The sequence below is a fragment of the Halorhabdus sp. BNX81 genome (genome assembly GCF_029229925.1).
Taxonomy (GTDB): domain Archaea; phylum Halobacteriota; class Halobacteria; order Halobacteriales; family Haloarculaceae; genus Halorhabdus.
On sequence record NZ_CP107254.1, the window covers coordinates 905,724 to 929,163 of the forward strand.

Annotated in this window: 24 protein-coding genes and 2 pseudogenes; 16 read left to right on the forward strand and 10 right to left on the reverse strand. The window is 63.2% G+C overall.

Annotated features, from left to right (window positions below; translation table 11 throughout):
• Window positions 1–121 precede the first annotated feature (121 nt).
• The 3 genes from HBNXHr_RS04485 (at window position 122) to HBNXHr_RS04495 (ending at window position 3,393) form a co-directional block, all read left to right on the forward strand.
• Entirely contained in the window at window positions 122–1,078 is a 957-nt protein-coding gene (locus HBNXHr_RS04485; RefSeq protein ID WP_275883320.1) for a hypothetical protein, read from the forward strand.
• Between the two features lie 127 nt (window positions 1,079–1,205).
• On the forward strand, window positions 1,206–2,177 hold the full coding sequence (mvaD, locus tag HBNXHr_RS04490) for a phosphomevalonate decarboxylase MvaD (protein ID WP_275883321.1): 972 nt from the start codon (window positions 1,206–1,208) through the stop codon (window positions 2,175–2,177).
• A 52-nt stretch (window positions 2,178–2,229) separates the two neighbouring features.
• Window positions 2,230–3,393: an FAD-dependent oxidoreductase gene (locus HBNXHr_RS04495; protein ID WP_275883322.1), complete on the forward strand. Its 1,164-nt coding sequence runs from the start codon at window positions 2,230–2,232 to the stop codon at window positions 3,391–3,393.
• Here HBNXHr_RS04495 and HBNXHr_RS04500 read toward each other — a convergent pair.
• Window positions 3,380–4,387 (reverse strand): chemotaxis protein CheW, encoded by a 1,008-nt coding sequence (locus tag HBNXHr_RS04500; RefSeq protein WP_275883323.1) that lies wholly within the window; start codon window positions 4,385–4,387, stop codon window positions 3,380–3,382. The genes HBNXHr_RS04495 and HBNXHr_RS04500 overlap by 14 nt on opposite strands.
• On the reverse strand, window positions 4,384–5,295 hold the full coding sequence (locus HBNXHr_RS04505; RefSeq protein ID WP_275883324.1) for a ParA family protein: 912 nt from the start codon (window positions 5,293–5,295) through the stop codon (window positions 4,384–4,386). The genes HBNXHr_RS04500 and HBNXHr_RS04505 overlap by 4 nt, the downstream gene beginning before the upstream one ends.
• A 201-nt stretch (window positions 5,296–5,496) precedes the next feature.
• Here HBNXHr_RS04505 and HBNXHr_RS04510 point away from each other — a divergent pair, with 201 nt between their 5' ends.
• Window positions 5,497–5,994, forward strand: coding sequence for a FlaD/FlaE family flagellar protein (locus tag HBNXHr_RS04510; protein WP_275739861.1), 498 nt, complete (start codon window positions 5,497–5,499; stop codon window positions 5,992–5,994).
• A gap of 326 nt (window positions 5,995–6,320) precedes the next feature.
• Here HBNXHr_RS04510 and HBNXHr_RS04515 read toward each other — a convergent pair.
• Window positions 6,321–6,620: pseudogene (locus HBNXHr_RS04515) on the reverse strand (IS5/IS1182 family transposase); the annotation flags it as partial.
• A 124-nt stretch (window positions 6,621–6,744) separates the two neighbouring features.
• On the opposite strand from HBNXHr_RS04515, the gene HBNXHr_RS04520 reads away from it, so the two are divergent.
• Window positions 6,745–7,476 (forward strand): hypothetical protein, encoded by a 732-nt coding sequence (locus HBNXHr_RS04520; protein WP_275883325.1) that lies wholly within the window; start codon window positions 6,745–6,747, stop codon window positions 7,474–7,476.
• A 391-nt stretch (window positions 7,477–7,867) separates the two neighbouring features.
• Here HBNXHr_RS04520 and HBNXHr_RS04530 read toward each other — a convergent pair.
• The 4 genes and pseudogenes from HBNXHr_RS04530 to tenA form a co-directional block, all read right to left on the reverse strand.
• Window positions 7,868–8,316, reverse strand: a pseudogene (locus tag HBNXHr_RS04530) (thiaminase II); the annotation flags it as partial.
• A gap of 43 nt (window positions 8,317–8,359) precedes the next feature.
• Window positions 8,360–9,883, reverse strand: coding sequence for a sodium:solute symporter family protein (locus HBNXHr_RS04535; RefSeq protein WP_275883328.1), 1,524 nt, complete (start codon window positions 9,881–9,883; stop codon window positions 8,360–8,362).
• A complete protein-coding gene (locus tag HBNXHr_RS04540) occupies window positions 9,877–10,626 on the reverse strand; it encodes a TenA family protein (RefSeq protein ID WP_275883329.1) in 750 nt (249 codons plus the stop codon). The genes HBNXHr_RS04535 and HBNXHr_RS04540 overlap by 7 nt, the downstream gene beginning before the upstream one ends.
• The gene (gene tenA / locus HBNXHr_RS04545; RefSeq protein ID WP_275883330.1) at window positions 10,623–11,288 is read right to left on the reverse strand and encodes a thiaminase II; all 666 of its coding nucleotides are present in this window, start codon (window positions 11,286–11,288) and stop codon (window positions 10,623–10,625) included. The genes HBNXHr_RS04540 and tenA overlap by 4 nt, the downstream gene beginning before the upstream one ends.
• 423 nt (window positions 11,289–11,711) lie before the next feature.
• Between tenA and HBNXHr_RS04550 the strand changes: the two genes are divergently transcribed.
• From HBNXHr_RS04550 to HBNXHr_RS04570, 5 genes are all read left to right on the forward strand, one after another.
• Entirely contained in the window at window positions 11,712–13,202 is a 1,491-nt protein-coding gene (locus HBNXHr_RS04550; protein WP_275883331.1) for an NAD(P)/FAD-dependent oxidoreductase, read from the forward strand.
• Window positions 13,195–14,547, forward strand: a complete 1,353-nt coding sequence (locus tag HBNXHr_RS04555) for an FAD-dependent oxidoreductase (RefSeq protein ID WP_275883332.1) — start codon at window positions 13,195–13,197, stop codon at window positions 14,545–14,547. Before HBNXHr_RS04550 ends, HBNXHr_RS04555 begins: the two co-directional genes overlap by 8 nt.
• Entirely contained in the window at window positions 14,548–14,943 is a 396-nt protein-coding gene (locus HBNXHr_RS04560; RefSeq protein WP_015788447.1) for a DUF1667 domain-containing protein, read from the forward strand.
• 115 nt (window positions 14,944–15,058) lie between these two features.
• Window positions 15,059–15,604 (forward strand): hypothetical protein, encoded by a 546-nt coding sequence (locus HBNXHr_RS04565; RefSeq protein WP_275883333.1) that lies wholly within the window; start codon window positions 15,059–15,061, stop codon window positions 15,602–15,604.
• Window positions 15,605–15,921: 317 nt separating this feature from the next.
• Window positions 15,922–16,788, forward strand: coding sequence for a hypothetical protein (locus tag HBNXHr_RS04570; protein ID WP_275883334.1), 867 nt, complete (start codon window positions 15,922–15,924; stop codon window positions 16,786–16,788).
• A 152-nt stretch (window positions 16,789–16,940) separates the two neighbouring features.
• Here HBNXHr_RS04570 and HBNXHr_RS04575 read toward each other — a convergent pair whose 3' ends face one another.
• On the reverse strand, window positions 16,941–17,888 hold the full coding sequence (locus HBNXHr_RS04575) for a zinc-dependent metalloprotease (protein WP_275883335.1): 948 nt from the start codon (window positions 17,886–17,888) through the stop codon (window positions 16,941–16,943).
• A gap of 95 nt (window positions 17,889–17,983) precedes the next feature.
• Between HBNXHr_RS04575 and HBNXHr_RS04580 the strand changes: the two genes are divergently transcribed.
• Together HBNXHr_RS04580 and HBNXHr_RS04585 are read left to right on the forward strand one after the other, a co-directional pair.
• On the forward strand, window positions 17,984–18,400 hold the full coding sequence (locus tag HBNXHr_RS04580) for a cupredoxin domain-containing protein (RefSeq protein ID WP_275883336.1): 417 nt from the start codon (window positions 17,984–17,986) through the stop codon (window positions 18,398–18,400).
• Window positions 18,393–19,535: a YeeE/YedE thiosulfate transporter family protein gene (locus HBNXHr_RS04585; RefSeq protein ID WP_275883337.1), complete on the forward strand. Its 1,143-nt coding sequence runs from the start codon at window positions 18,393–18,395 to the stop codon at window positions 19,533–19,535. The genes HBNXHr_RS04580 and HBNXHr_RS04585 overlap by 8 nt, the downstream gene beginning before the upstream one ends.
• A 27-nt stretch (window positions 19,536–19,562) precedes the next feature.
• Here the strand turns inward: HBNXHr_RS04585 and HBNXHr_RS04590 are convergent, their stop codons facing one another.
• Window positions 19,563–19,796 (reverse strand): hypothetical protein, encoded by a 234-nt coding sequence (locus HBNXHr_RS04590; protein ID WP_015788442.1) that lies wholly within the window; start codon window positions 19,794–19,796, stop codon window positions 19,563–19,565.
• 81 nt (window positions 19,797–19,877) lie between these two features.
• On the opposite strand from HBNXHr_RS04590, the gene HBNXHr_RS04595 reads away from it, so the two are divergent.
• The 4 genes from HBNXHr_RS04595 to purF all read left to right on the forward strand — a co-directional run bounded on the left by HBNXHr_RS04595 (window position 19,878) and on the right by purF (window position 22,813).
• Window positions 19,878–20,957, forward strand: coding sequence for a M20/M25/M40 family metallo-hydrolase (locus HBNXHr_RS04595; RefSeq protein ID WP_275883338.1), 1,080 nt, complete (start codon window positions 19,878–19,880; stop codon window positions 20,955–20,957).
• Between the two features lie 64 nt (window positions 20,958–21,021).
• Window positions 21,022–21,207, forward strand: coding sequence for an LSM domain-containing protein (locus HBNXHr_RS04600; RefSeq protein WP_275739890.1), 186 nt, complete (start codon window positions 21,022–21,024; stop codon window positions 21,205–21,207).
• Entirely contained in the window at window positions 21,204–21,377 is a 174-nt protein-coding gene (locus HBNXHr_RS04605; protein ID WP_275739892.1) for a 50S ribosomal protein L37e, read from the forward strand. Before HBNXHr_RS04600 ends, HBNXHr_RS04605 begins: the two co-directional genes overlap by 4 nt.
• 8 nt (window positions 21,378–21,385) lie before the next feature.
• Window positions 21,386–22,813, forward strand: coding sequence for an amidophosphoribosyltransferase (gene purF / locus HBNXHr_RS04610; RefSeq protein ID WP_275739894.1), 1,428 nt, complete (start codon window positions 21,386–21,388; stop codon window positions 22,811–22,813).
• Between the two features lie 49 nt (window positions 22,814–22,862).
• Here purF and HBNXHr_RS04615 read toward each other — a convergent pair whose 3' ends face one another.
• A complete protein-coding gene (locus HBNXHr_RS04615; RefSeq protein ID WP_275739896.1) occupies window positions 22,863–23,417 on the reverse strand; it encodes a DUF420 domain-containing protein in 555 nt (184 codons plus the stop codon).
• Window positions 23,418–23,440: the final 23 nt, after the last annotated feature.

Sequence of the window (23,440 nt, forward strand, 5' to 3'; positions counted from 1 at the left end):
GGTTTGACTGTTTCTCCCCGCTAAAACGACATGAAACGCACTGTCACCTGATAAACTGACGCGAATAGAGATAAACGAACTCGGGGCCTTTAGTGATACACCTTCAACAGATCCGACTGCGATGTCAGACCGCACAACCCGCGTGACGCGTCGTACCGTCCTGAAGACAGCCGGCGTGGCCGCCACCGCCGCGGCGGTCCCCACGGTCCTCGCCAGCGAGTCGGGCTGGACGAGTGTCGCGTCTCCCACCGGAAACACCCTCTACGACGTCGAATACACCGCCGAAGGTGCCTACGCCGTCGGCGCCGGTGGACTCGTCCTCGAGCGGACGTCGAAGGGCTGGCGGAAGGTACTCGACGGCGGCCCGACCGGCAACGGCAACAGCCTCTACGGCGCGGACGTCACCGACGACGGGCAGCGGCTGTGGTTCGCTGGTTCCTCGGGCGCGATCGGCGCCTACGACGTGCAGACGGGCAACCTGGAGAACTACAGCGCACCCATGGACGTGACGAACAACTTCAACGATATCGCCGTGACCGGCCGGGCCGGCGAGGCCAACGTCTACGTCGCCGGCGACTCCGGGAAGATGTACTACAGCTTCGAGAACGGCGAAGAAGGCAGCTGGGAGTACGTCACGCCCGCGAGCGGCTCGAACATCAACGCCGTGGACTTCTACGACGAGAAGAGCGGCCACATCGTCGACGGCAACAAGACCGTCCTGCACACCCAGGACGGCGCGACCTGGAACAAGATCGGCCTGGCCGACGCCAACGTCAACTTCTACGGCGTCGACTCCGACGGCCCCGACGACGTCTGGGTCTCGGGCGGCGGCGGCATGGTTTTCCACTGGGACGGCGTCGAGTGGACGCCGACCGACACCGGCGACGCCGGCCTCCGGGACCTCGAGGTCGCCGACGGCGAGGGACTGACCGTCGGTGGCGGCGGGGAGGTCTATGACTACGACGGCTCGAAGTGGACGGCCGACGCGACGCCGACCGGCCAGAACCTCAAGGCCCTCGTCCAGGGTGATCCCCCCATCGCGGTCGGTGCCGGCGGGACCATCGTCGAGTACCGCTAGTAGTCCGTCGTCTGATTTCTGCGGGGTAGTCCTCCCGCGTAGCGAACCCGTCGGCCCGTCGCTTTCGGACGACCGCCCGGGTTTCCGATTACGCGGCATCTAAGTGCAACCCACTGCACCCCCACGTATGAAAGCGACAGCGACGGCCCACCCGATCCAGGGGCTGGTGAAGTACCACGGGATACGCGACCCCGAACTCCGGACGCCGTATCACGACTCGATCAGCCTCTGTACCGCGCCGAGTAACTCCACGACGACGGTCGCCTTCGAACCCGAGCGTCCCGAGGATGAGTACGTCATCGACGGCGAACGCATCGACGGGCGCGGAGCCGAGCGCATCCGGACGGTCGTCGATCACGTCCGTGATCGGGCCGATCTCGACAAGCGCGTCCGCGTCGCAAGTGAGAACAACTTCCCGTCGAACGTCGGCTTTGGCTCCTCGGCGTCGGGATTCGCGGCGCTGGCGATGGCCCTCGTCGAGGCAGCCGGGCTGGACCTCTCACGCCCGGAGATCTCGACGATTGCCCGACGTGGCTCGACCTCGGCGGCGCGGGCGGTCACGGGCGGCTTTTCGGACCTGCGGGCGGGCAGTAACGACGCCGACTGCCGTTCGAAGCGACTCGACGTCCCCTTCGAGGATGACGTTCGGATCGTCGGCGCGGTGATCCCTGCTTACAAGGAAACCGAGGAAGCCCATGCGGAGGCCGAAGACAGCCACATGTTCGAGGGCCGACTCGCCCACGTCCACGAACAGTTGGCGGACACGCGCGACGCGCTCGGGACGGGCGACTTCGAGCGGACCTTCGAGATCGCCGAACACGACACGCTCTCGCTGGCGGCGACGACGATGACCGGCCCCAGCGGCTGGGTCTACTGGCAACCCGAGAGCCTCGAAGTCTTCGAGACGGTTCGGGACCTTCGCGACGACGGGGTTCCCGTCTACTTCTCCGGCGATACCGGCGCGAGCATCTACGTCAACACCACGGCCGAGTACGTCGACCGCGTCGAATCGGCGATCGAAGCACTCGGGATCGAGACGCTCACCTGGCACGTTGGTGGGCCCGCCCGCGTCCGCGATCCCGACGAAGCACTGTTCTAGGCCATTTTCGGCCCGTCCGTGCCTTTAGGCTGTTGGCGCACTAACGGAACGTATGCGCGTCGCTATCTTCGGAGCGGGATACGCCGGGCTGGGTGTCGCTCGACGGCTGGAACGATCATTACCCGACGACGTCGAGTTGATCGTCGTCGACGAGTCGGGCGAACACGTCGTCCGCCACCTGCTTCACCGGGGCATTCGCTACCCGGACGAACTTGCACACATTCGGCTTCCGCTGGGACTCGTCCTTGAGCGCGCCACGATCAGAGAAGCCCGCGTCGAGGCCCTCGATCATACCGCGGGCGTCGCCACCCTGACCGACGGTGAGACACTGTCCTACGACTTCGGGGTTGTCACGCTCGGTGGCGATCCGGAGTTCTTCGGGCTGGAGGATGTCGCCGAGTACGCCACGCCGCTGCACCGACCGGCCGATGTCGACACGATCCGGGATGACTTTGAGGCCGTCCTTGCAGACGGTGGCCGCGTCGTCGTCGGTGGCGGTGGACTCACCGGCATCCAGACGGCGGGCGAACTCGCGGCGCTCGCCCGTGAGCGCGACGCGAGCGAGACGGTCGCGGTCACACTCGTCGAGCAGGCCGACGCGGTACCCCCGGGGTTCGACGACCGCCTGCAGGACGCCGTCGGGGATGCACTCGAATCGGCCGGCGTGGAATGCCACACGTCGACGACGATCACCGGTGCCACCGACGATGCGGTTACAGTCGCCGATGGCGACCCGATCCGGTACGATCAGTTCGTCTGGGCCGGCGGCATCCGGGGGCCAGCGGCCCAGGACGGCGACCGACCGACGGTGCCGGCGACGCTTCGACTGGGGCCGAACGCGTTCGCACTCGGTGACGCCGCAGACGTCGTCGACGCCGACGGGACACGCGTGCCGCCGACGGCTCATGCGGCGATCCGCCAGGCCGGTGTCGCGGCGACGAACGTCGCTCGCGTGGTCGAGCATCGCCTGGCACCCGGCGGGTTCGAGCCGCGGCTTGAACGATATAACGACGATGAAATGGGGTGGCTCGTTAGCGTCGGCGACGACGCGGTTGCCAGAGTCGGGCCGACGATCCTCTCAGGGGCCCCAGCAAACGCAGTCAAAACGACCGTCGGGGCAGGGTATTTGACAAGTATCGGTGCCGTCGAAGACGCCGTCGCACACGTTCAGGATGCAGTCGCACACGAATCTGCGCGCGACGTTACTCCTCAGTGACGTCCAGGGCGAGCTCCGGCGTCGTCCAGATGACGAATTCGTCCCCTCGCTCGATGACTCCGTTGATGTACGGTTTCTCGACAGGGGGTTCCTTGACGTCTGACTCCGCGATAAGCGACACCTGGTCGACGGCGTCGACGAGCCACCCGATCTCTCCGTGATCTTCGAACGTATCGGCGTCGAAGACGATGATGAGTTGGTCATCGGCGTTCGTCTCGATGTCGGCCGCGATCTTCGGATCGAGAATCGTCGTGATCTGGCCCCGCAGGTCCACGACGCCATTGACGTACTCCGGGGTGTTGGGAACCCGCGTGACGGTCTCCTCTCTGACGATCTCTTCGACGTATTCGATGTCGAGACAGTAGCGCTCCTCGCCCAGCCGGAACTCCAGGACGCGTGTCTCGGCTTCGGTCGTCTCTTCGACGTCGGCTCCGGCGATGGTTGCACCCGCCGGCGCTGCCGCGTTGTCCCCGGCTTCTGCGTCCATCTCGCCGGCTTCGTCGCTGCCTGATTCGATGTCGGAGAGGTCGTCAGTCTCGAATTCCGCCGCCGCCTGGGCCGCCGCCTGCGCTGCTGAGAGGGCATCGTCCGCCTCGTCACTGTCCGTCCCGGCCGGGTTCGATTCTCCCGCCGGTGGCGCTTCGTCTGTGTCCCCGTCCGGCGGAGTCTCGGCGTCGTCGCTCGCAGCGGCGTCGGTTGTCGTCGCCGGGTCGTCCGTCATCTCACCCCGCTCGTCCGGTTCGGCCGGGCTCTCGGCGGCTGCTCCGCCAGTGGCTCCGCTCTCCCCTTCGGAGTCCGGCACAGAGTCTGCTTCCGCGGGGGAATCGCCTGTTTCAGTCTCGGCGGGTTCATCAGCGCTCGTCTGTTCCGCGCTGGCGTCGGTTTCGTCGTCCGCCGTGTCCTCGGGCGCATCGTTAGCCTGTCCACCACGGCGACCCTGTCGCAGTTGCTTGATACGCTCCGCCCTGTCCATTCGATCGTCTTCGTCACTCATGCTGGCACCTCGGCGGCTTCGATCCCGTACTGTGTTTCGATCCCTTCGGCGATGTCGAGAAAGACCGATTCCATGTCTACCGATTGCTCGTAGGCGAAGATAGATGTGCCGGCCGAGAACGCCCGCTGGAGGGCGACCCGCTTGCGGACCTCCCAGATCGGATAGTCCTCGAACACCGTCTCGAGCCATTCGAGCATGGCCGTGTCTTCGTTGGTCTGCTCGACGCGGTTGGCGACGACGCCCACCGTATCGACGTCGATGTCGACCTGGGATTCAAGCGCGGCGATCTGATCGACGAGGAGTTCGATGGCCCGCTCGGAACTCGCCTCAGTCAACGCCGGCACGAGCACGCTCCTGGCTGCGTAGATCGCCGTATCGGTTAGTTTCCCGTAAAACGGCGGCGAGTCGATGATAATGACGTCGTATTCCGGCTTGACTGTCGACAGCGCCAGATCAAGCAGTTCCAGTGCGTGATCGCCGGGCACCGTCTCGGGTGTTACGTTGATCGCGAGCGACGATAGCGCCGCCGGGTCGATATCGACTGTCGGATCGGTGTTCGCCCACGCCATGAGGTCGGCGATCGTCAGTTCGTGTTCGGCCTGGAGGAGATCGACGCTGCTGGGAACGACGTCCATCTCCTCGTGTTCGACGATCAGGTCATCGATGGACGATCGCATCTCTCGGTCGGTCAGGACGTCGAACAGCGTCGGCGGCTCGGCGTCATAGGAGTCGAGGAGGCCGAGTCCCTCGGTGGCGTTTCCCTGGGGATCCATGTCCACGAACAGAACGTCGTGGCCCCGCTCGTTGAGTGCTCCGGCGACGTTGATCGCGATCGTCGTCTTGCCCGTTCCGCCCTTCGCGTTGGTCACGCAAACAGTGGCGGGCCGGGCCGATGTGTCGCTGCTCATCGTCAGTTATCGGAACGCTCGGGTTCGATAGCTATAAAAATACGCTCGCGGGTATCAAATGCTGAAATCAGAATGGGCGCTGTCCCGCCTTCCTTCGAGTCTCTACTCCCCCGTGTCGCGGCGTTAGGGCCGTCTGACGCCCGTCACATCCCACTGCAAGATTTAACACTGAGTAGCGTAAATGATGGAGTATCAAAACCTATGTCGATCAACCCCCGGGATTACGACCTCGACGAACTCCGGAAGATGGCCCGCGAACGCGGCGGGGCCACGATTCCGGTCGGTGACGACGAGGAGGACGGATCCACGCCAGCCCCGGATTTGGACGCCGGCGGCCTGAGCGGTGACGTGCTCGGCGACGACGCGTATCGCTCCCAACTGTACCGCCAGTTGCTCCCACTGGAAAGTATGGCCGGCGGCGACCCTGAAAAGCCCTACTTGCGTTCCCTGCCCGAAACGTACGCGGGCGAACTCATCGTCTTCGAGTGGCTATCCTACCTGCTCGAAAAAGCCGGGTTCCGTGGCGCAAACGAGGCCATCGACTACTACGTCGAGGTCAACTGGATCACCGACGATGTCGGCGACGACCTCGATGACTACCTGCTCGGCCTCGACGAGCGTTCGGCCGACGGCGATCTGACCATCGACGACCATCTGTTGAGTCTGGTCCACATCGGCAAGCTGGCGTCGATGCAATGATCTGACGCGGTCCGTCCCGGGTCTCTGTTGTCCGTCTCTTCGTTCTTGTGGCTGTTTCCTTCGGAGCTGAGAGCTCCTCAGCAGATGACGAAGCGTTCTTGCGCTGGCCCGTCAGTCATCAGCCGGGCTCTCGGCACCGGAGCCGTCGAGGCGGCGGATGCGACGCGATAGCGCGTCGTGGTCGACGGTGGACGTCGAGAGTTGCGCGGCAACGAGCGCCAGCAGCGTCGAGAGGATGAACGCGCCGGCAAAGGACGTGAGATAGAGCCCATCGGCGGCTGGGAAGCACTTACGTCATTCGCGGCTTCACCACTCCAGCCCGCCTACGCCGCATACACGCGGAGCAGGCGGCGCAGTTCACGCAGCCGGAACTCTTTCTCTAACCGGTGGAACGAACTGTAGTCCGGTGCCTCGTCAAGAGCAAACACGGCAAGAGCACCGGGCATTTCGTTGAGGGAGTCTTCAGTCTCGCGGTGACTCTTTTCAAGTTCGACGTGGTACAGAATCGGCACTCTGCACCCACTTGGCGTACCGCCCGCGCCCTCCGGCGCGGCGGGTACCTCCGGTTCGTCAACGTAGTGGGTGACTCTCTTATTCCAGCGCCTTCCATCGGGCCAATCGATCACTCCGAACACAGTCCTCAGCTTGCATTCTAGTTTCTGATGGTTGTATTTGATTTCGATAGTGGGATATAGAAAGATATAAATTTATTGCGAATCATCATCAGGATATCTGTCCGATAAGAGTGACATGATTGGTCGCCGTAAAGTGCTAAAAACGTCTGGAAAACTCCTTGCCGGAGGCGCCGTTCTCGGGACGGCGACCTCTCCAGTGAGTGCTGGTGGTGATGATCTTCATCTCGCCGAGGATTTCGAAAAGGTTCTTCATTTGTATATTGATGAGACGCATGAAGGCGCGGTTATTGACGGAATATCGGAAGTTTATCAGCCAAAGTCAGGAACCGGTCTCGATCCGGAGTATTACCGAGTCGTGCATGTTGTCCTCGACCTCAATGCTGCGGGGTTAAATCATAATAAGGCAAGAATTCAGATAAAAGGAAAGAATGGCGCAACTATAGCCATGCTGAATAATAGAGCAGCGGTTGTTCCAAGCGGTTCTATCGGTAGCCAAAGCTATTTCATCAGTCTCGGGGCCGGAGTATCCGCTGACAGTTTAAGCGTTACGGCTTCTCAAACTATGGCCAGAAGTGATCTGCACATTAGAAATAAGACAAAACCTGAGCAGGAGCTGTGTGATATTCGGTATGATTTTGGAGGAGATATACCCAGTGACTACGTTGCCATTGACGCAACGGCTGTCTTTTACGCTAACACACTAGATATAGCGGAGGAATTCGTCGAAGTTGACTGGATGGTTGATTTAAAAGACAAAAGCCATTGCGAAATCGAACCTAGGACGAATTGCTATTATGATAAAAATATCCTAGAAGGCACCAAATCCCACCATTACTTCAATCACTAAATTGCGTGTTGAATTACTAAATATCGCCAAGATAGATCGTTAAACCGAATGCGTTGATGCGTGAGGACTTTGTTGCCAACGTCAAACCTATCGCTTCACAGAAAAACCTGTACTAGTCGGTCAAATAATCACTGGTGGGTAAGACAAATCCACCCCGTCGGAAGTGGACAGCGGATTCGCTAACTATGTCCTCGTTTCTTTGCCTCAATTTCGCATCTATCGGTAGTTATCAAATAAGTTTATTTATACGAACACGAAGGATCTGAGCGAGCTACCGGCTGTTTCTGCAGCGGCGTGACTAAAACAGCTTTGAGAACGAATATTTGCGCTTTTACCTATCTAAAGATACATTTGAAGTTGTCCGAAACTGCCTAATCTTGGGTGGCGTCGCTCACACAGACCTTTCCTCATCTCGCCAGGCGGCGTCCCAGAAGCGATACTCGTAGCGCGCCGAGGTCTCGAACAGCTCCCGATAGCGCTCCCGGTCCTCGGGGGTCGATTCGGCAGCGACCATGTCCATCAGGTCCAGACACCACTGGGTGAGTTCCGTGAACTCCTCGCCGGCGTAGGTTTTGATTCACTCGGCGTAACGCTCGTCGTCGGGACGGCCCTGGGCGTCAAGCCGCGTTGCGGTCTCGTTGAAGCCCCACAGGGCAACAGCGCAGCTACCGTGTCTCCAAACGTCCCGATAGCGGCCGTCCGCACAAGGAAGTCCGTATGCCCCTGGACCGTCGGCGGCTCGGTCGCTTCGAGTTCCGCCTCGCTGATCCCGAAATCGGCGGCGTACTCGCGGTGGAGATCCATCTTGGTGTTAATTGTCGCGTCGAGCAGTTCGGCGAAGCGCCCCATCTGAGCGAGCGACGAACCCTCTTGCGCTGGCCCGTCAGTCATCAGCCGGGCTCTCGGCACCGGAGCCGTCGAGGCGGCGGATGCGACGCGATAGCGCGTCGTGGTCGACGGTCGACGTCGAGAGTTGGGCGGCAACGAGCGCCAGGAGCGTCGAGAGGATGAACGCGCCGGCAAAGGACGTGAGATAGAGGTCATCAGCCACTGGCAGGTTGGCTCCCACGATCGGGATTGCCGTGATGTACTCGCGAAGATCCGGGAAGTACGCCAGGCCGAAAGCGAGTCCGGCGAGGCTGCTGAGGAGCGCGCCGGTTCCGGTCAGTCGGCGCGAGTAGAGGCCATACAGGAGCGGGAACGCGACGGCGGCTCCGAGCAGATCCGCGAGGAAGAACAGCCGGAGGACGCTCCTGGCCCGCAGGCTGACGTAGATGGCTGCCACGGCGATGACGACGGTAAATGCCCGTGCACCAAGCGCGAGCGTCCGGTCGTCCGGATCGTCGATCAGGCGCGGCAGGTCAGCGGTCACGAGGCTCGAAAGGGCGTTGAACAGCGTGTCGACGGAACTCATCACGAGCAGCAGCGCCAGGAGGACCACGGCCAGGACGAGCCACTCGGGGAAGGCCTCGTTCAGCAACAGGAAAAACGAGAGGTCCGCGTTGTACCCCTCGCCGGCGGTCACGACGTTCGCGTGCCCGGCGGCGACGACGCCGAAGAAGGCCGCGCCGAGGACGATCAGGCCGTTTGCGAGGGACGCTCGCAGGAAGCTCCGCTCGACGGTTTCACTGTCGCTGCCGGCGTAGATACGTTGCCACCAGGTCTGGTTGATCAACTCCGCGCCGAGGATCGCAAACGAGAGCGCGAGGCCGAACTGTAACCCTGGCCAGAAGCCCGGATCCAGCAGCGTCGGGTTGGTGGCGACGATCCCATCGTAGACGGCACCGGGACCGCCCAGGGCGAACACCGCACCGGCCGCGGCGATGACGAGCAACGGCATGACGATGATCGCCTGGAGGGTGTCAGTGAAGATACTCGCCCGGAGGCCGCCATAGCCCGTATACAGCAGGACGAACCCGCCGACCAGGACGGCGGTCTGCCACTGCGGCACGTCGGCGACCATCGCGAGCGCCCGGGAGATGCCCGTCAGTTCGGCGGCGAGGAACACGAACATGTACAGCCCACTCACGGCGAGGACGAAGGCGTACATCGACGCCCCGTATCTGGCGTGGGCGTACTCCGTCAGCGAGTGGCCGTCAGGGATGACCGCCCGGACGCGGGGACCGATCTTTGCGTAAGCGAGCATTGGCAGGGCTTCGCCGATCGCGTAGCCCACGACCGCGGCGATCCCGAAACTCGCACCGGCCTCGGGGGCCGACAGCAGAATCCAGACGCCCATCACCGAGGCGACGAGCGTCGCCGTCATCCGTTTCTCGCCGACCGAATCGCGGGCCGTGATCAGATCCTCGACCGAGCCGACGCGACCCCGGGAGTGCAACAGGCCGAGCCCGGAAAACGCGACCAGTGTCAGGACGGTGAGTCCGAGGGCGACGCCAGTGCTCACCATGGATCCTCACCTCCGGCGTCGGTGTCCTGGCTGCCGTAGGCCGTCTCGAAGAACGCCCGCTCCAGTTCGACCGTCCGCCGGAAGAGTCGGTCGAGCCGTGCCCGGCGTCGGGGTGAGGCGGCCGCACCTTCCCGGTCGAGTTCCTCGCGCAACCACCCGACGAACGACCGGAATCCGTCGTTGGCATGGAGGTCGATCCACTCCCGCAGATAGAACGCGTCCGGGTCGGCGTCGGCCCGCGGGTCGGCCCAGGACAGGTAGACCCATTCGGCGGGGACCAGGACGGCCAGCGTCTCGGCGTAGCCACCCTCCCGGGCCGCCCGCCCGAGCAGATCCTCGAAGGCCCGGGTGGTCGCGGTCGGCTCGGGGTTGGCATATGTCGACTCCGGAACGTCCAGTGCCGCAAACGAGCGCTCGAAGTAGTCGTTCTCGTCGTCAGTCAGGACGGCGAGAAACTCGACGAGGCGCGAGCGGGCGGCCATGTCCGGCGCGTCCCCGACTGCGTGGCCGAACGTGCCGACGAGCGCATCGAGGAAGGCGTAGTCCTGCATGAGGTACCGACGGAAGACGGCGTCGTCGATCGTGCCCGCGGCGAGTTCCTCGACGAACCGGTGGTCGACGGCCGCCGACCAGTCGGGCTCCGCGCGAGCCCGGAGCCACTCGGTGAATCGCGCGTCGCCACGATCGGCGGCATAGGACTCGAAGCTGTCCGGGACTGCCTGCGTGGGGGTGGCGTCGCTCATATCGACCACGCCTCCTGCCGCCAGGCGGCGTCCCAGAAGCGATACTCGTAGCGCGCCGAGGTCTCGAACAGCTCCCGATAGCGTTCCCGGTCCTCGGCACTCGATTCAGCGGCGACGGCGTCCATCAGGTCCAGACACCACTCGGTGAGTTCAGTGAACTCCTCGCCGGCGTAGGTGTCGATCCACTCGGCGTATCGCTCCTCAGCCGGCCGGCCCTGGGCGTCCAGTCGCCTTGCAGTCTCGTTGAAGCCCCACATACAGGGCAACAGCGCGGCCACGGTGTCGCCGAACGTCCCGACGGCGGCCGTCCGCACCAGAAAGTCCGTGTACCCCTGCGTGGTCGGCGATGGCTCGGTCGCTTCGAGTTCCGCCTCGCTGATCCCGAACTCGGCGGCGTACTCGCGGTGGAGATCCATCTCGGTGTTGATCGTCGCGTCGAGCAACTCGGCGAAGCGCCCCATCCGGGCGAGTGACGGTGCTTTCCCGGCCCCAAGCGCGAACACGCGCCCGTACTCGATCAGGTAGACGTAGTCCTGGCGGACCCAGTGTTTGAAGGGCTCGGGATCCAGCGTCCCCTCGCCCAGCTGGGCCACCATGGGATGGTCGACGATGGCGTCCCAGTACTGCTCGGCAGTCGGTTCCAGATCGTCGGTGAAGCTCATAGATGATGCGTGGAACTCGATCGGCTTATAACTCACTAATACTACCAAATTATACAACGAAACGAGGGTTTTCGGAGTTCCGGCCTGCCAGCATAGACACGGAGATCAGATCAAAAGCGACGGGAACGGGGAGATCTGTGACACGCCTTCGAGAATGAAAACCCACAGCCGTCGAAAATCTCCGAAAAGGAGTTCACAGGGGCTGGGAAAGCTGAGAAAGGCTAATATGGCGTAGCACGTCCAAACGACTAGTAGTCAGTAACGAGCGGGTCATCCGTCCGTCCAACAGCCTGGATGTGGACGGATCGGAACTGAAGGCCGTTTCAGGTCCCGTCTCGTGAGCAGTCACCGACCGATCCGGGTCGCTGTTCCCGTTGACAGGGCGGCGGCTGTGCGCTGTCCAGGGCGACACGGAGTCCAACAATGAACGACCGGACTGACGTAGCAGTCATCGGCGGCGGCGTCAGTGGTACAGCTATCGCTCGCGAACTTTCCCGGTACGAACTCGATGTCACGTTGCTCGAAGCAGCGCCGGACGTCTGTACCGGGACGAGCAAGGCCAACACGGCCCTGCTACACGCCGGCTTCAACGCGAACCCGGACAAGCAGAAAGGACGGCTCAACGTCAGAGGGAACGAACTCTATCACGAGCGGATCCAGCACGAACTCGACGTCCCGATCGAGTGGCGCGGCGCGCTCGTGGTGGCAACCGAGGAAGCCGAGCGGCCGAAACTCGAATCCCTGTTGGAACGGGGGCGTGAGAACGGCATCGAGGACCTCGAAATCGTCGATGGCGAGCGCCTCCACGAACTGGAACCGCACCTCACCGACGACGCTATCGCCGCCCTCTGGGCCCCGACGGCCGGGATCGTCAATCCCTTCGAGCTCACGGTCGGGTTCGCCAACAACGCCGTCAGCAACGGCGCGACGGTCGAACTGAACGCCGAGGTGACGGACATCGAGGAGGCCAGCGGGGCGTTCCGGGTTCAGACAGCGCGGGGCGACATCGAGGCCAGCATCGTCGTCAACGCGGCCGGGTTGTACGCCGATGTCATCTCGGAGATGGTCGGCGTTGACGACTTCGAGATCACGCCACGGCGCGGCGAGTACTATCTCTACGATAAGGAGACGGACGTCGACGTCCAGCGGACCGTCTTCCCTGTCCCCTCCGAGGTCAGCAAAGGGATCGTCGTCACCCCGACCGATGAGGGCAACGTGATGATCGGCCCGAACGCCGAGGAGGTCGATGACGTGACCGAGAAGGCCACGACTCGCGAGGGACTCGACGAGGTTCTTGCGGGAGCCCAGGAGACCGTCCCGGACCTCTCGAAAGACGACGTCATCCGGGAGTTTGCGGGGCTTCGGCCGGCGATCAAAGAAACCGGCGACTTCCGGATCCGGACCGAACGCCGTGACCCCGGGTTCGTCAACGTCGCCGGGATCCAGTCGCCGGGCCTCGCCTCGGCACCGGCAGTCGCCGAACTCGTCGTCGATCTCGTGGGCGACCTAGCAGGCGGGCTCACGGAGGACTCGACGTTCGATCCACAGTACTCACCGCCGCCGAAGACCCGACACATGAGTCACGCCGAGCGCGCGGCACTGATCGAGGAAGACCCAGCCTACGGACAGATCATCTGTCGGTGTGAGATGATCACCGAGGGTGAAATCCGGGACGCCATCAACGAACCGGTCGGCGCTCGGACGATCAACGCCGTCAAGCGACGGGTTCGCCCAGGGGCCGGTCGCTGTCAGGGTGGCTTTTGCCAACCTCGCGTCGTCGAGATCCTCGCCGAGGAACACGGCGTCGATGAAACTGACATCAAACTTGAAGGCGACGGCTCGGAAGTCCTGATCGGCGACACCAAAGAACTGCTGTTGGCCCAGGACAGTGAGGAGGTGCATGCCGATGACTGAAACCGAGGCTGAGGCTGAGGCAGAGCCCGCTGAATCGACCGAGTCGGCCGCCGCGGCCGAGAGTGCGATCCGACGCGAAGCACACGATCTGGTCGTCGTCGGTGGCGGCCCGGCCGGACTGGCCGCGGCCCAGGAAGCCTACGATCACGGGGTCGACGACATCGTCATTCTCGAACGGGACTTCGAACTCGGCGGCATCCTCCAGCAGTGCATCCACAACGGCTTCGGCCTGCACTACTTCGACGAGGAGTTGACGGGGCCCGAGTACGCCCAGGAGTTCATCGAGAACGTCGCCGAGCGCGGCGTCGACATCCGGCTGAACACGATGGTCCAGGAAGTGACCGACGGGAAGACCGTCTACGCTGTCAGCGAAGACGTAGGGCTGACCGAGATCGACGCCGAGGCTGTCGTCCTGGCGATGGGCTGTCGGGAACGGACGCGAGAGGCCCTGGACATTCCGGGAGACCGCCCGGCCGGCGTCTTCAGCGCCGGAACAGCCCAGCGCTACATCAACATGGAAGGGAAGATGCCCGGCGAGAAGGCAGTCATCCTCGGCTCGGGCGACATCGGTCTCATCATGGCTCGACGGATGTACCTCGAAGGGGCTGAGGTCCCGGCAGTCCTCGAAGTAATGCCGTACTCGGGCGGACTGACCCGCAACGTCGTCCAGTGTCTGGAGGACTTCGACATTCCACTACGAACGCAACAGACCATCACCGAGATCTACGGCGACGAACGCGTCGAGGGCGTTACCGTCCAGGAGGTCGACGACGACTTCGAGCCGATCCCCGGCACTGAGTACGACATCGAGTGTGACACCGTCCTGCTGTCTGTCGGGCTGATTCCCGAAAACGAACTCTCGGAGGGTGCCGGTGTGGATATGCACCCCGTCACTGGCGGGCCGGTCGTCGACGACGGTCGGGAGACCAGCGTCGAGGACATCTACGCCTGCGGGAACGTCCTCCACGTCCACGATCTGGTCGACTGGGTGACCGAGGAGAGCATGATCGCCGGCCGATCGGTCGCCAAACAGCTCAACGACGAGATCGACATCCGCGAGGAACCGATCGAGATCGAATCCACCGGCGCGGTGAGCTACGTCGTCCCGGAGCGGATCAGCAAATCCGACGCCGACCGCGAGGAACTTCCGTTGTATCTGCGGGTCTATGCGCCCATGAACGAGGTCTTCGTCACCGTCGAGAGCGGCGACGAGCAGTTGGCTCGCGAGTTCGAGCGCCGTGCGGAACCCGGCGAGATGATCACGGTCGATCTCGACGCCGAGGCGCTCGAAGACCTCCCGGAGAATCGTCTCGTGGTTGACGTCGTTCCAAAGGAGGAGATCTAGATGAGCCCTGAAACCGTCGAGATAACCTGTATCGCCTGCCCGGTCGGCTGTGACGTCTCCATCGAGGTCGAGGGTGGGGAGATTCAATCGATCGAGGGCTTCACCTGCCCCAGAGGCAAGGAATACGCCAAAGAGGAGTACCGGAACCCGACGCGGATCCTCCCGACGACGGCACGCGTCGCGGGTGGCGTCCTCCCACGAGTGCCCGTCAAATCCGCCGAGCCGATGCCCAAACCGGAGCTGGAAGCTGCCATGCGTGAGATCGCTGCCGTCGAAGTCCAGGCCCCGGTCGAACTCGGTGACGTGATCGTCGAAAACGTCTGTGACACCGATGTCGACATCGTCGCGACCCGCGACCTCCCGGCAGCCGACGAGGGGCCGAAAGCCGCCGACTGATCGGTGGGCCAGCCGAGACTGAGACCGCAACGACTTCCTCGGACGCGGCTCCCGTGGTGGCAGTTCCATCGCGTGGACCGTCACGTTCATTCTACCCGATCGAATATCCATCCCTATGCGCGTTCGAGACTGGCAGGACATCCTCGCGGACGTGGTCGAGAACGACCGAGATCCGGACGGATGGCGCGCCGTCGGCGGCGATCGCGCCGGCGGCATCGGTGAGGACCTCTATCTGGGCCACCCTTCCGTGGGTGTCTATCAGCTCAAGACCTACGCGAAAAACCCCTACGAGGTCCGGGGGGTCGGGGCGGAAGTCGCCCGCAGCCTCGACGACGAGATCGAGCCGCTGTTCCCCGAGAAGGGGGCCGGCCGCTTCGGCGTCCAGCAGCCGGTCGAGGACGAACGCGAGGCCAGAGAGAAGGCGAACCAACTGGAGGCAGTCGTTCAGGAACACGCCCAGGCATCGACCTCCCCTGATGCGTTGTTCGAGGACCTCATGGACGCCCTGGACAGCCCGGCCTACGGCCCGATAGAGTTCGACGCCTACGGCCGCCCCGACGCGATGGACGACCTCACGGAAACCTTCGAGGAGGCCGAGGAGTTACTCGACGCCGAACTGGAGGACCTGATCGACGAGAACGTGGGCCGCGGGTTCCAGTGAGTGATCGTTGGTCGAGTGAGTTTGTTCGGATGATCGTTGTGCGCTGAGGCGTTCTCAAGCGATACATAGAGCGATCATCCAGTTCCGGTTGGGGATCGATAGTATCTGTAGATTTGATAGTCAATTCGAGGAATATATGCGGTTGGAGTGAAAAATGATTCAGCATGTCGCCCAATCCAACGAGACGACAACTACTCGCGGCCGGTGGTCTCGGGGTCGCAGCCCTCGGTGGAGGTGCACTCGCCTATGCCGGTTCACGTGCATCGAACCAGGGCCCGACCGGGAGCGAGTCGCCCCTGCAATGGATCGGCGATGGCATGGATTCGGAAAGCGAGTCAGGGTCCCAGCCAAGCTTCTACTGCTGGTCGCAACCGCGGTATGAGTCCCGCAAAGCTGACCTCCCGGAGAGCGCAAAACAGGACTGGCAGGATGGATCGGCGTACCTTCCGAGCGATACGTTCCGCGAGGCTATTTCCGTGGAGACGGCTGTGTTTTCGAACTATTCGCCCGGTCGTGGCTTCGCGACGTCCGGCACCGTTGACGTGGATACGCTGGTAAACGCCGAATTTCCAGCGCGGGAAATCTTGCGGGGACGGGGGAACGATCCCGACGTCGCTTTCGAGAAACGAGAAACGCATCGTGGACTCGATGTCTATCGCCAGCAGTTCGTGTCTTCCGGCCTTTCCCGGGCGATCGCGGTAAACGATTCGACGTGTGTGGTTTCGAACCTTCACGAGGAATCCTCTAGGGCTGTTGACACCGTGAAATCGATCGCGGACAACTGGTTCGATGGCTCACAACGCCTCTCCGAGACGAGCGACGCATTCGATCGGTTTACCTCGTTGCTTGATCCCGGGTTCGTGGCCAACATTTCGATTGGAGAAGCCCACACCCCGAGGGGAACCACTATCGCTTTCGACGGTGACACTGCCGTCTCCAGAGAAGTCGTCTTGGAACCGAAGATTCAATCGAACATGTGTGAGGAGCGTACCGTAGAGCAAAAAATCGAGGGCGTTATGGATCAGCCGATGAGAAATCGATTCGATTCCGTCTCTAACGTGAACGTGGACATCTCCGACGGTGCCGGCGTGGTCGAACTCTCGATCCCGATCGAAGCAGTCGATCCCACCTGGGAAACTTTGGATTTCTACAGGCGAGGAGTTTTTGCCACATGTGTGGACTGAGTGGTGTCGATCGCGCTCCCCTGATCGAACATTGAGACGATCCCCGGCACAGCATCGTGGGACGGGTGGTCGATTTACATTGCTCCTTCCGTCTTGCTGTTCGATCACATAGGGGCAAGACAAGAGTCCACGGCGCTACCCGGGAGACGATCTCAGGGATCGACCCGATCGAGCCACCGGGTGGGCGTATCGAGTTCGTCGTCGGTAGGGAGATTCCCTGGTTGCTCCCAGACGGCGTGAGCGCCATCGATCCCTCTCTCGGCCGCGACGGCCTCGAAGAAGGCCTTCCCGCGCTCGTATTGCTGGCGCTTCAGGCCCAGCCCGAGCAGTCGCTGGATGAGCCCGGCGACTGGCCCACGGTTGTTCCGCCGGCGGTCGAGTGCGTCCCGGAGGTCCTGGTAGGGCCGATCGAACGCGTCGTCCATCACGAGTTCGGCGTACCCCTCGACGGCCGTCATCGCCGTGTTGAGTTCGGCGAAGGCGTCGCGATCTATCTGGCCGTCGGCGAGGTCCCCGACAGTTTCCTCGACGCGGGTTTCGAGATACGACGACAGCCACGGCGCGGCCCCGAACTCCGCGGCGTGGGTCACTTCGTGGAACGCGATCCAGCGCCGAAACCGGGCGAGTGGGACGTTCAGTTGGTCGGCGATTTCGACGATGTTGGGGTGGACGAAGTACAGTTCGTGGGGGTCCTCACCGAGCAAGACGGGGTCGTACTGCCCGAGGACGTTCCGTCCGAGAAAGCCGAGCATGACCGCCATCGTCGTGGTGTTTATTGTGCGGGCGATGCCCGGAATCTCGTCCGCACGGGCCTCGATCGGCCCCATCACTCGCTCGAAGGTCCCGATGTTCGCCTCGATCCAGTGGTTGCGGTTCAGGATCGTGACCGACTCGGGTAACTCGAAGGCAGCGTTCGTTGCGTCAGTGACCGCGTCTCTGGCTGCCCGAACGTCGGCCGCGTAGGCCTCTTCTTCGGCCGCCGTCAGAGATACCGACCCGGGATCAGTCGCGGCTGTCGCCGCGGCAGCGGCCGCCTCCCAGTCGATCGGGCCCGTTCCTGATGCCGCTGTGACTGCACGGAATCCGTCGAGGAGACTCATACTGTCGGTAACCCGTCGCCGAAGATAGGGCTTCCCCCTTGGGCAGCCGTCGTAACGGTTATAGCCCGTTGCCGGCAATATTGGCCTGTTGTACGATGGCATTACATCGACGTCGTCTACTCGGGATTCTAGGGGTGGCGCTCGGGTCGGGGCTGAGTGGGTGTCTCGACGCGTCGGGAGAGGACGAATCGACGGGCACCGACAGAGACCATCGGACGACCGTCACGATTCGCGACGGGGCGTTTTCCCCGCGTTCGTGGGAGGCAGCTGCGGGCCACGAAGTGACCGTCGTCTTCGAGAACCACGACGACCGGGAACACAGTTTGCGGGGGGACTTCGGCGACTTCGAGGTTCGCGTGCCGGCGGGCGAGACCGTCAGCCGGACGGTGACTGTGCCGGAGAAACCGGGCGACTATGCGATCGAGTGCAACGGGACCATGGGCGCGTTCGAACTCGAAGCCGTGCCCGCGGATATGCTGGGTGGCTGTAGCCTCGACGAGTCCAATGAGTGAACTCGCCCTCGCGCTGGTGGCGGGCGTCGGATTCGGCGTCTTCTTTCAGAAGGGGCGGCTCTGCTATGCGAGCGCGCTCTCGGACTTCTTTCTGTTTCGATCGTCTCGGGTCGGCGGCGGCATCCTGCTCGCCACGCTGCTGACGACACTCTCCTGGAGTGGTGCGTATCTTTTGGGCGGCAAAGCCGGTTTCTGGCTCCCCTCGTGGGGGTTCTCTGGGCTGATCGGCGGCGCTATCTTCGGCGTCGGGATGATCCTTGCGGGTGCCTGCCTGACGAGCACGCTCTGGCGCGTCGCCAGCGGCAGCGGCCAGTACGCGCTCGTGCTGGTGGGCATCCTCGTGGGATTCTTCCTCACCGGACTGGCCCACCCTTGGCTCGCGGAGTTCTATTTCACGCCGCTGTGGCTCGGAACTGGCGGGACTGCCTTCGCCGCTCCCGTCCCCGCACCGCTCGTGGCGGTCGCATTCGTCGGCGTCGTCGTCCTCGCGTACGCTGGGGTCGCTGGATCGACGACGCGCCGATTCGACGGGTCGATCGACGAAGACGAGGGGCGGATCGACGGGTTTCGCGAATCCGTACGCGTTGGATTGGCGGGCCTCGTTGCAGGCGCGCGCCAGTACGTCGGTGCGCGAGCTTCGGGGATCGATCTCGGCCGTGCGCTTCGCCGACCATGGGATCCCCGGACCTGCGGGATCGGGATCGCGCTCACGGCGACACTCTGGATCGGCGTGTCGAGCGTCTGGACCGTTTCGGGCCCACTCGAGGACTGGGTCGCGTTCGGGTTCGTGGCGATCAGTACCGACCTGCTGGAAACTGTCCCCGGCTTCGACGCCGCATACTCCGGCAGCATCTCGCCGGGGATGGGCGTCATTGCCGGATTTCTCCTCGGTGCCTTTCTCGCGGCACTCGCCGGTGGCGACTTCGAGTTCACACCGCCGTCGCGCTCGGCTGGCGTCACGCCCGTCGCTGGCGGCGTCCTGATGGGCGTCGGTGCAACCCTCGCCCCCGGCTGTAACGTGACGAACCTCTACACCGGCGTGGCATCACTGAGCATCCACGGGATCGTCGCCGGAACCGGCATCGTCCTCGGTGCGTACGCCAGTACCCGATTGCTTTTTCGTGCCCGGGGATAGCACGGCTGTTCGCCCGGTCCTCACAAGTCAGGCTTCGATTTCGATATCTTCGCCGTCGCCGGCAAGCAGTTTTCGGGCAAGAGCAATCCCGATGGCCAGGACGGCAAGTCCCAGGAGTGGAATGCCGAGGCCCGCGCCACCTGACTCGTCGTTTTCGTCCGTCCCGTTCAGTTCACCGCGGTTACTACCTCCCTCGTACTCGCTTCCGGCGGGGATCGACCCGTCCTCGAAATGTAGTTCCATGAACGTGAACTCGTCCATACAGGGGGCTCGACGAGTACTCCCAAAGAAGTTCCGCCGGGCAGGCGAGGTTTTCTTGGTGGGGCCACCCCGAATGGTCGCATGGACGACCCACAGCGGGACTTTCTCGAATCGCTCCTCGACACTGCCAGCCCATCGGGCTTCGAAACGCCCGGCCAGCGCGTCTGGATCGAGTACGTCTCACAGTTCGCCGACAAAGTCAGGACTGATGACTACGGCAACGCCGTCGCGGTCCACGAGGGCGACGGGGATCGCGAGATCGCGATCGCCGGCCACGGTGACGAGATCGGCTTCATGGTCCGGGACATCACCGACGATGGGTTCCTCCAGTTGTCCCGGATCGGCGGGTCGGATCGGACGGTCACTCGCGGCCAGCACGTCACTGTTCACACCGATGCGGGACCTGTCTCCGGCGTGGTCGGCCAGACGGCGATCCACCTGCGTGATCGCGAGGACGACAGTATCGACGACGTGGCCGAACAACACGTCGACATCGGCGTCGCCGACGGCGAGTCCGCTCGCGAGCGCGTCGAGATCGGCGATCCAGTGACATTTGCCTCGGGCCTCGAGTCGCTCGCGGGGACGCGGCTGTCGGCCCGCGGCATGGACAACCGCGTGGGGATCTGGACGGCTGCCGAAGCGCTGCGAACGGCAAGCGACGCCGACGCCTCGGCGACGGTCTACGCCGTCAGCACCGTCCAGGAGGAACTCGGACTCCAGGGCGCGAAGATGGTCGGGTTCGATCTCGATCCCGACGCCGTGGTGGCGGTGGACGTCACGCACGCGACTGATACGCCGGACGTGCCGGGGAAACGATCCAACGGCGTCGAACTCGGTGCCGGACCGGTTGTCGCGCGTGGCAGTGCGAACCACCCGCGACTCGTCGACGCACTCCGCTCTGTGGCTGACGAGGAGGGTCTCGACGTCCAGCTCGAAGCGACGGGCATCCGGACCGGCACTGATGCGGACGCCTTCTACACCCAGCGTGGGGGCGTCCCATCGGTGAACCTGGGGCTGCCGAACCGCTACATGCACACGCCCGTCGAAGTGATCGACACGGCGGATCTGACGAACGCGGCCACGCTGCTCGGTTCCTTCGCCGTCGCCGCCGAGTCGCTTGCGCCCTTCGGCGTCGAATTCGACACCGAGTCGCGGGCCTAGTCACCGGCAACAGGTCGTTTCGAAAGCCGATACGTTTATCAAGCCATCGCTGTCTCGTATCCGTATGAGTGATCAACCACGTGACGTTCTCGAAGAGACTGTCGGGTCGACGGTTACGGTCGATCTGAAAGGCGGCGAGGTTCTGGAAGGGGAACTTACTGGGTACGACCAGCACCTGAATCTGGTGCTGTCGGCGGGCGAAGACACAACGATTATACGCGGCGACAACGTCGTATCGATACACCTATGACCGGGAAAGGAACTCCGAGCCAGGGCAAGAAGAACAAGACGACACACGTCAAGTGTCGGCGGTGTGGCGAGAAGTCCTATCACGTCACGAAAGGCGTCTGTGCGTCGTGTGGATTCGGCAAATCCGCCAAGCGGCGTGACTATGCCTGGCAGGAGAAGGCCGGCGAATAACCCGATCGATGGACGAAAAGTGCGGTGTGGTCGGCATCTCGCTTGCGGATCGTGAGGCGGCTCGCCCGCTGTATTATTCGTTGTACGCACTCCAGCATCGCGGCCAGGAGTCGGCCGGGATCGTGACCCACGACGGCTTTCAACAGCACAGCCACATCGGGATGGGACTCGTCGGCGATGTGTTCGAACCCGACGACATCGATGGACTCGCCGGCTCAGTCGGGATCGGGCACGTCCGGTATCCGACCGCAGGCAGCGTCGATTCGAGTTGTGCCCAGCCCTTTACCGTCTCCTTCAAGAGCGGGTCGCTCGCGTTGAGTCACAACGGTAACCTCGTCAACGCCGACGACGTGCGGGACGAACTCGCGAATCTCGGCCACGCCTTCACCTCGGACGGCGACACGGAGGTCATCGCCCACGATCTCGCCCGGAACCTGCTCGAAGCCGACCTCGTCAGAGCAGTCAAACGGACGATGCGGCGAATCCACGGCTCGTATTCACTGACGATCACCCACGACGACACCGTCCTCGGCGTTCGTGATCCACAGGGCAATCGGCCGTTGTGTATCGGGGAACTCGATGATGGCTACGTCCTCGCCTCGGAATCCTCGGCTGTCGACACTCTCGATGGTGAGGTCATCCGGGACGTTCAGCCGGGTGAACTGGTCGTGTTGCAGCCCGACGGCGAGGGGTACGACACCTATCAACTCGTCGAGAACGATCGGACGGCTCACTGCTTTTTCGAACACGTCTACTTCGCCCGTCCGGACTCCGAAATCGACGGACAACTCGTCTACGACACCCGCCGTGAACTCGGACAGAAGCTCTACGAGGAGTCGGGCATCGACACCGACGTCGTCCTGCCGGTGCCGGACTCGGGACGGGCGTTTGCCTCCGGCTACGCGGCGGCCGCCGAGGACGTCGAATTTGCCGAGGGTTTGATGAAAAACCGCTACGTCGGTCGGACGTTTATCATGCCGACGCAGGACGAGCGCGAACGCGCCGTCCGGTTGAAACTCAACCCGATCAAGAACACGATCGAGGGCAAAAGCGTCACGCTGATCGACGATTCGATCGTCCGCGGGACGACCTCGACGCAGTTGATCGACCTGTTGCGTGATGCCGGGGCCGAGGAGATCCACCTCCGGATCGGCTCACCGCCGATCGTCGCCCCCTGTTATATGGGGATCGACATGGCCAGCCGTGACGAGTTGATCGCCGGTGACCGTTCGGTCGAGGAGATCCGCGAGACGATCGGTGCCGACAGCCTCTCGTATCTCTCGATCGACGCCATCTCCGAGACGCTCGGGACGGATCGCGACGACCTCTGCCTGGGGTGTGTCACCGGCGAGTATCCCTACGACATCGACGGCGAGGCCACCGACCGGGAGATCGAACGACCGGTCATCGATGAGCCGAGTGTCGCTGACGATTGACCGTCCTTCGAGAACAGCGGTCAGTCTCGATGCTCGACCGATCGGTGGACTACCACGGAGCAACGTACAGCGCGACGTATACGACCAGGCCGAGCGTGAACGACACCGCCCAGAGCGTCGCGGCGATTCGGCCGACGCGTGGATGTGGAGTTTGGGGAAGCTCCCGGCGGTCGTACCCGTAGGCCAGTAATAACACGTAGTAGACGAGCGGCAGGCAGACGATCGCGAGCGTGACGTGGATCGCGAGGACGAGCAGATACACCGGTTCGAGCACTGATGGGCCGTCGAAGGTGGCCGTCCCTGCGACGGTAATTCGGTACAGGTAGCTGGCGAGAAACGCCACAAAGAGCCCGAACGCGGCCCCCATCCGTCGGCGGTGAGCGTCGATCGCACCCCGGTGGACCGCTCGAATGCCGGCCCCGATCGCGATGAGCGCGAGTGCGCTGAGTGCGGCGTTCAGGTGCGGGAGCGCGTCGACGGCGTCGGTTCGGGGGAGCCACGACGACGGCACCACTCCCCCAACGACGCCGAAGATCACTACCAGTGAGCTGATCGTGAGGACGGTCGTCACCGCCACTGTCCGCTCACGCACTATCGATTGCATACGTGTGACTGGCGAGGCGTTCC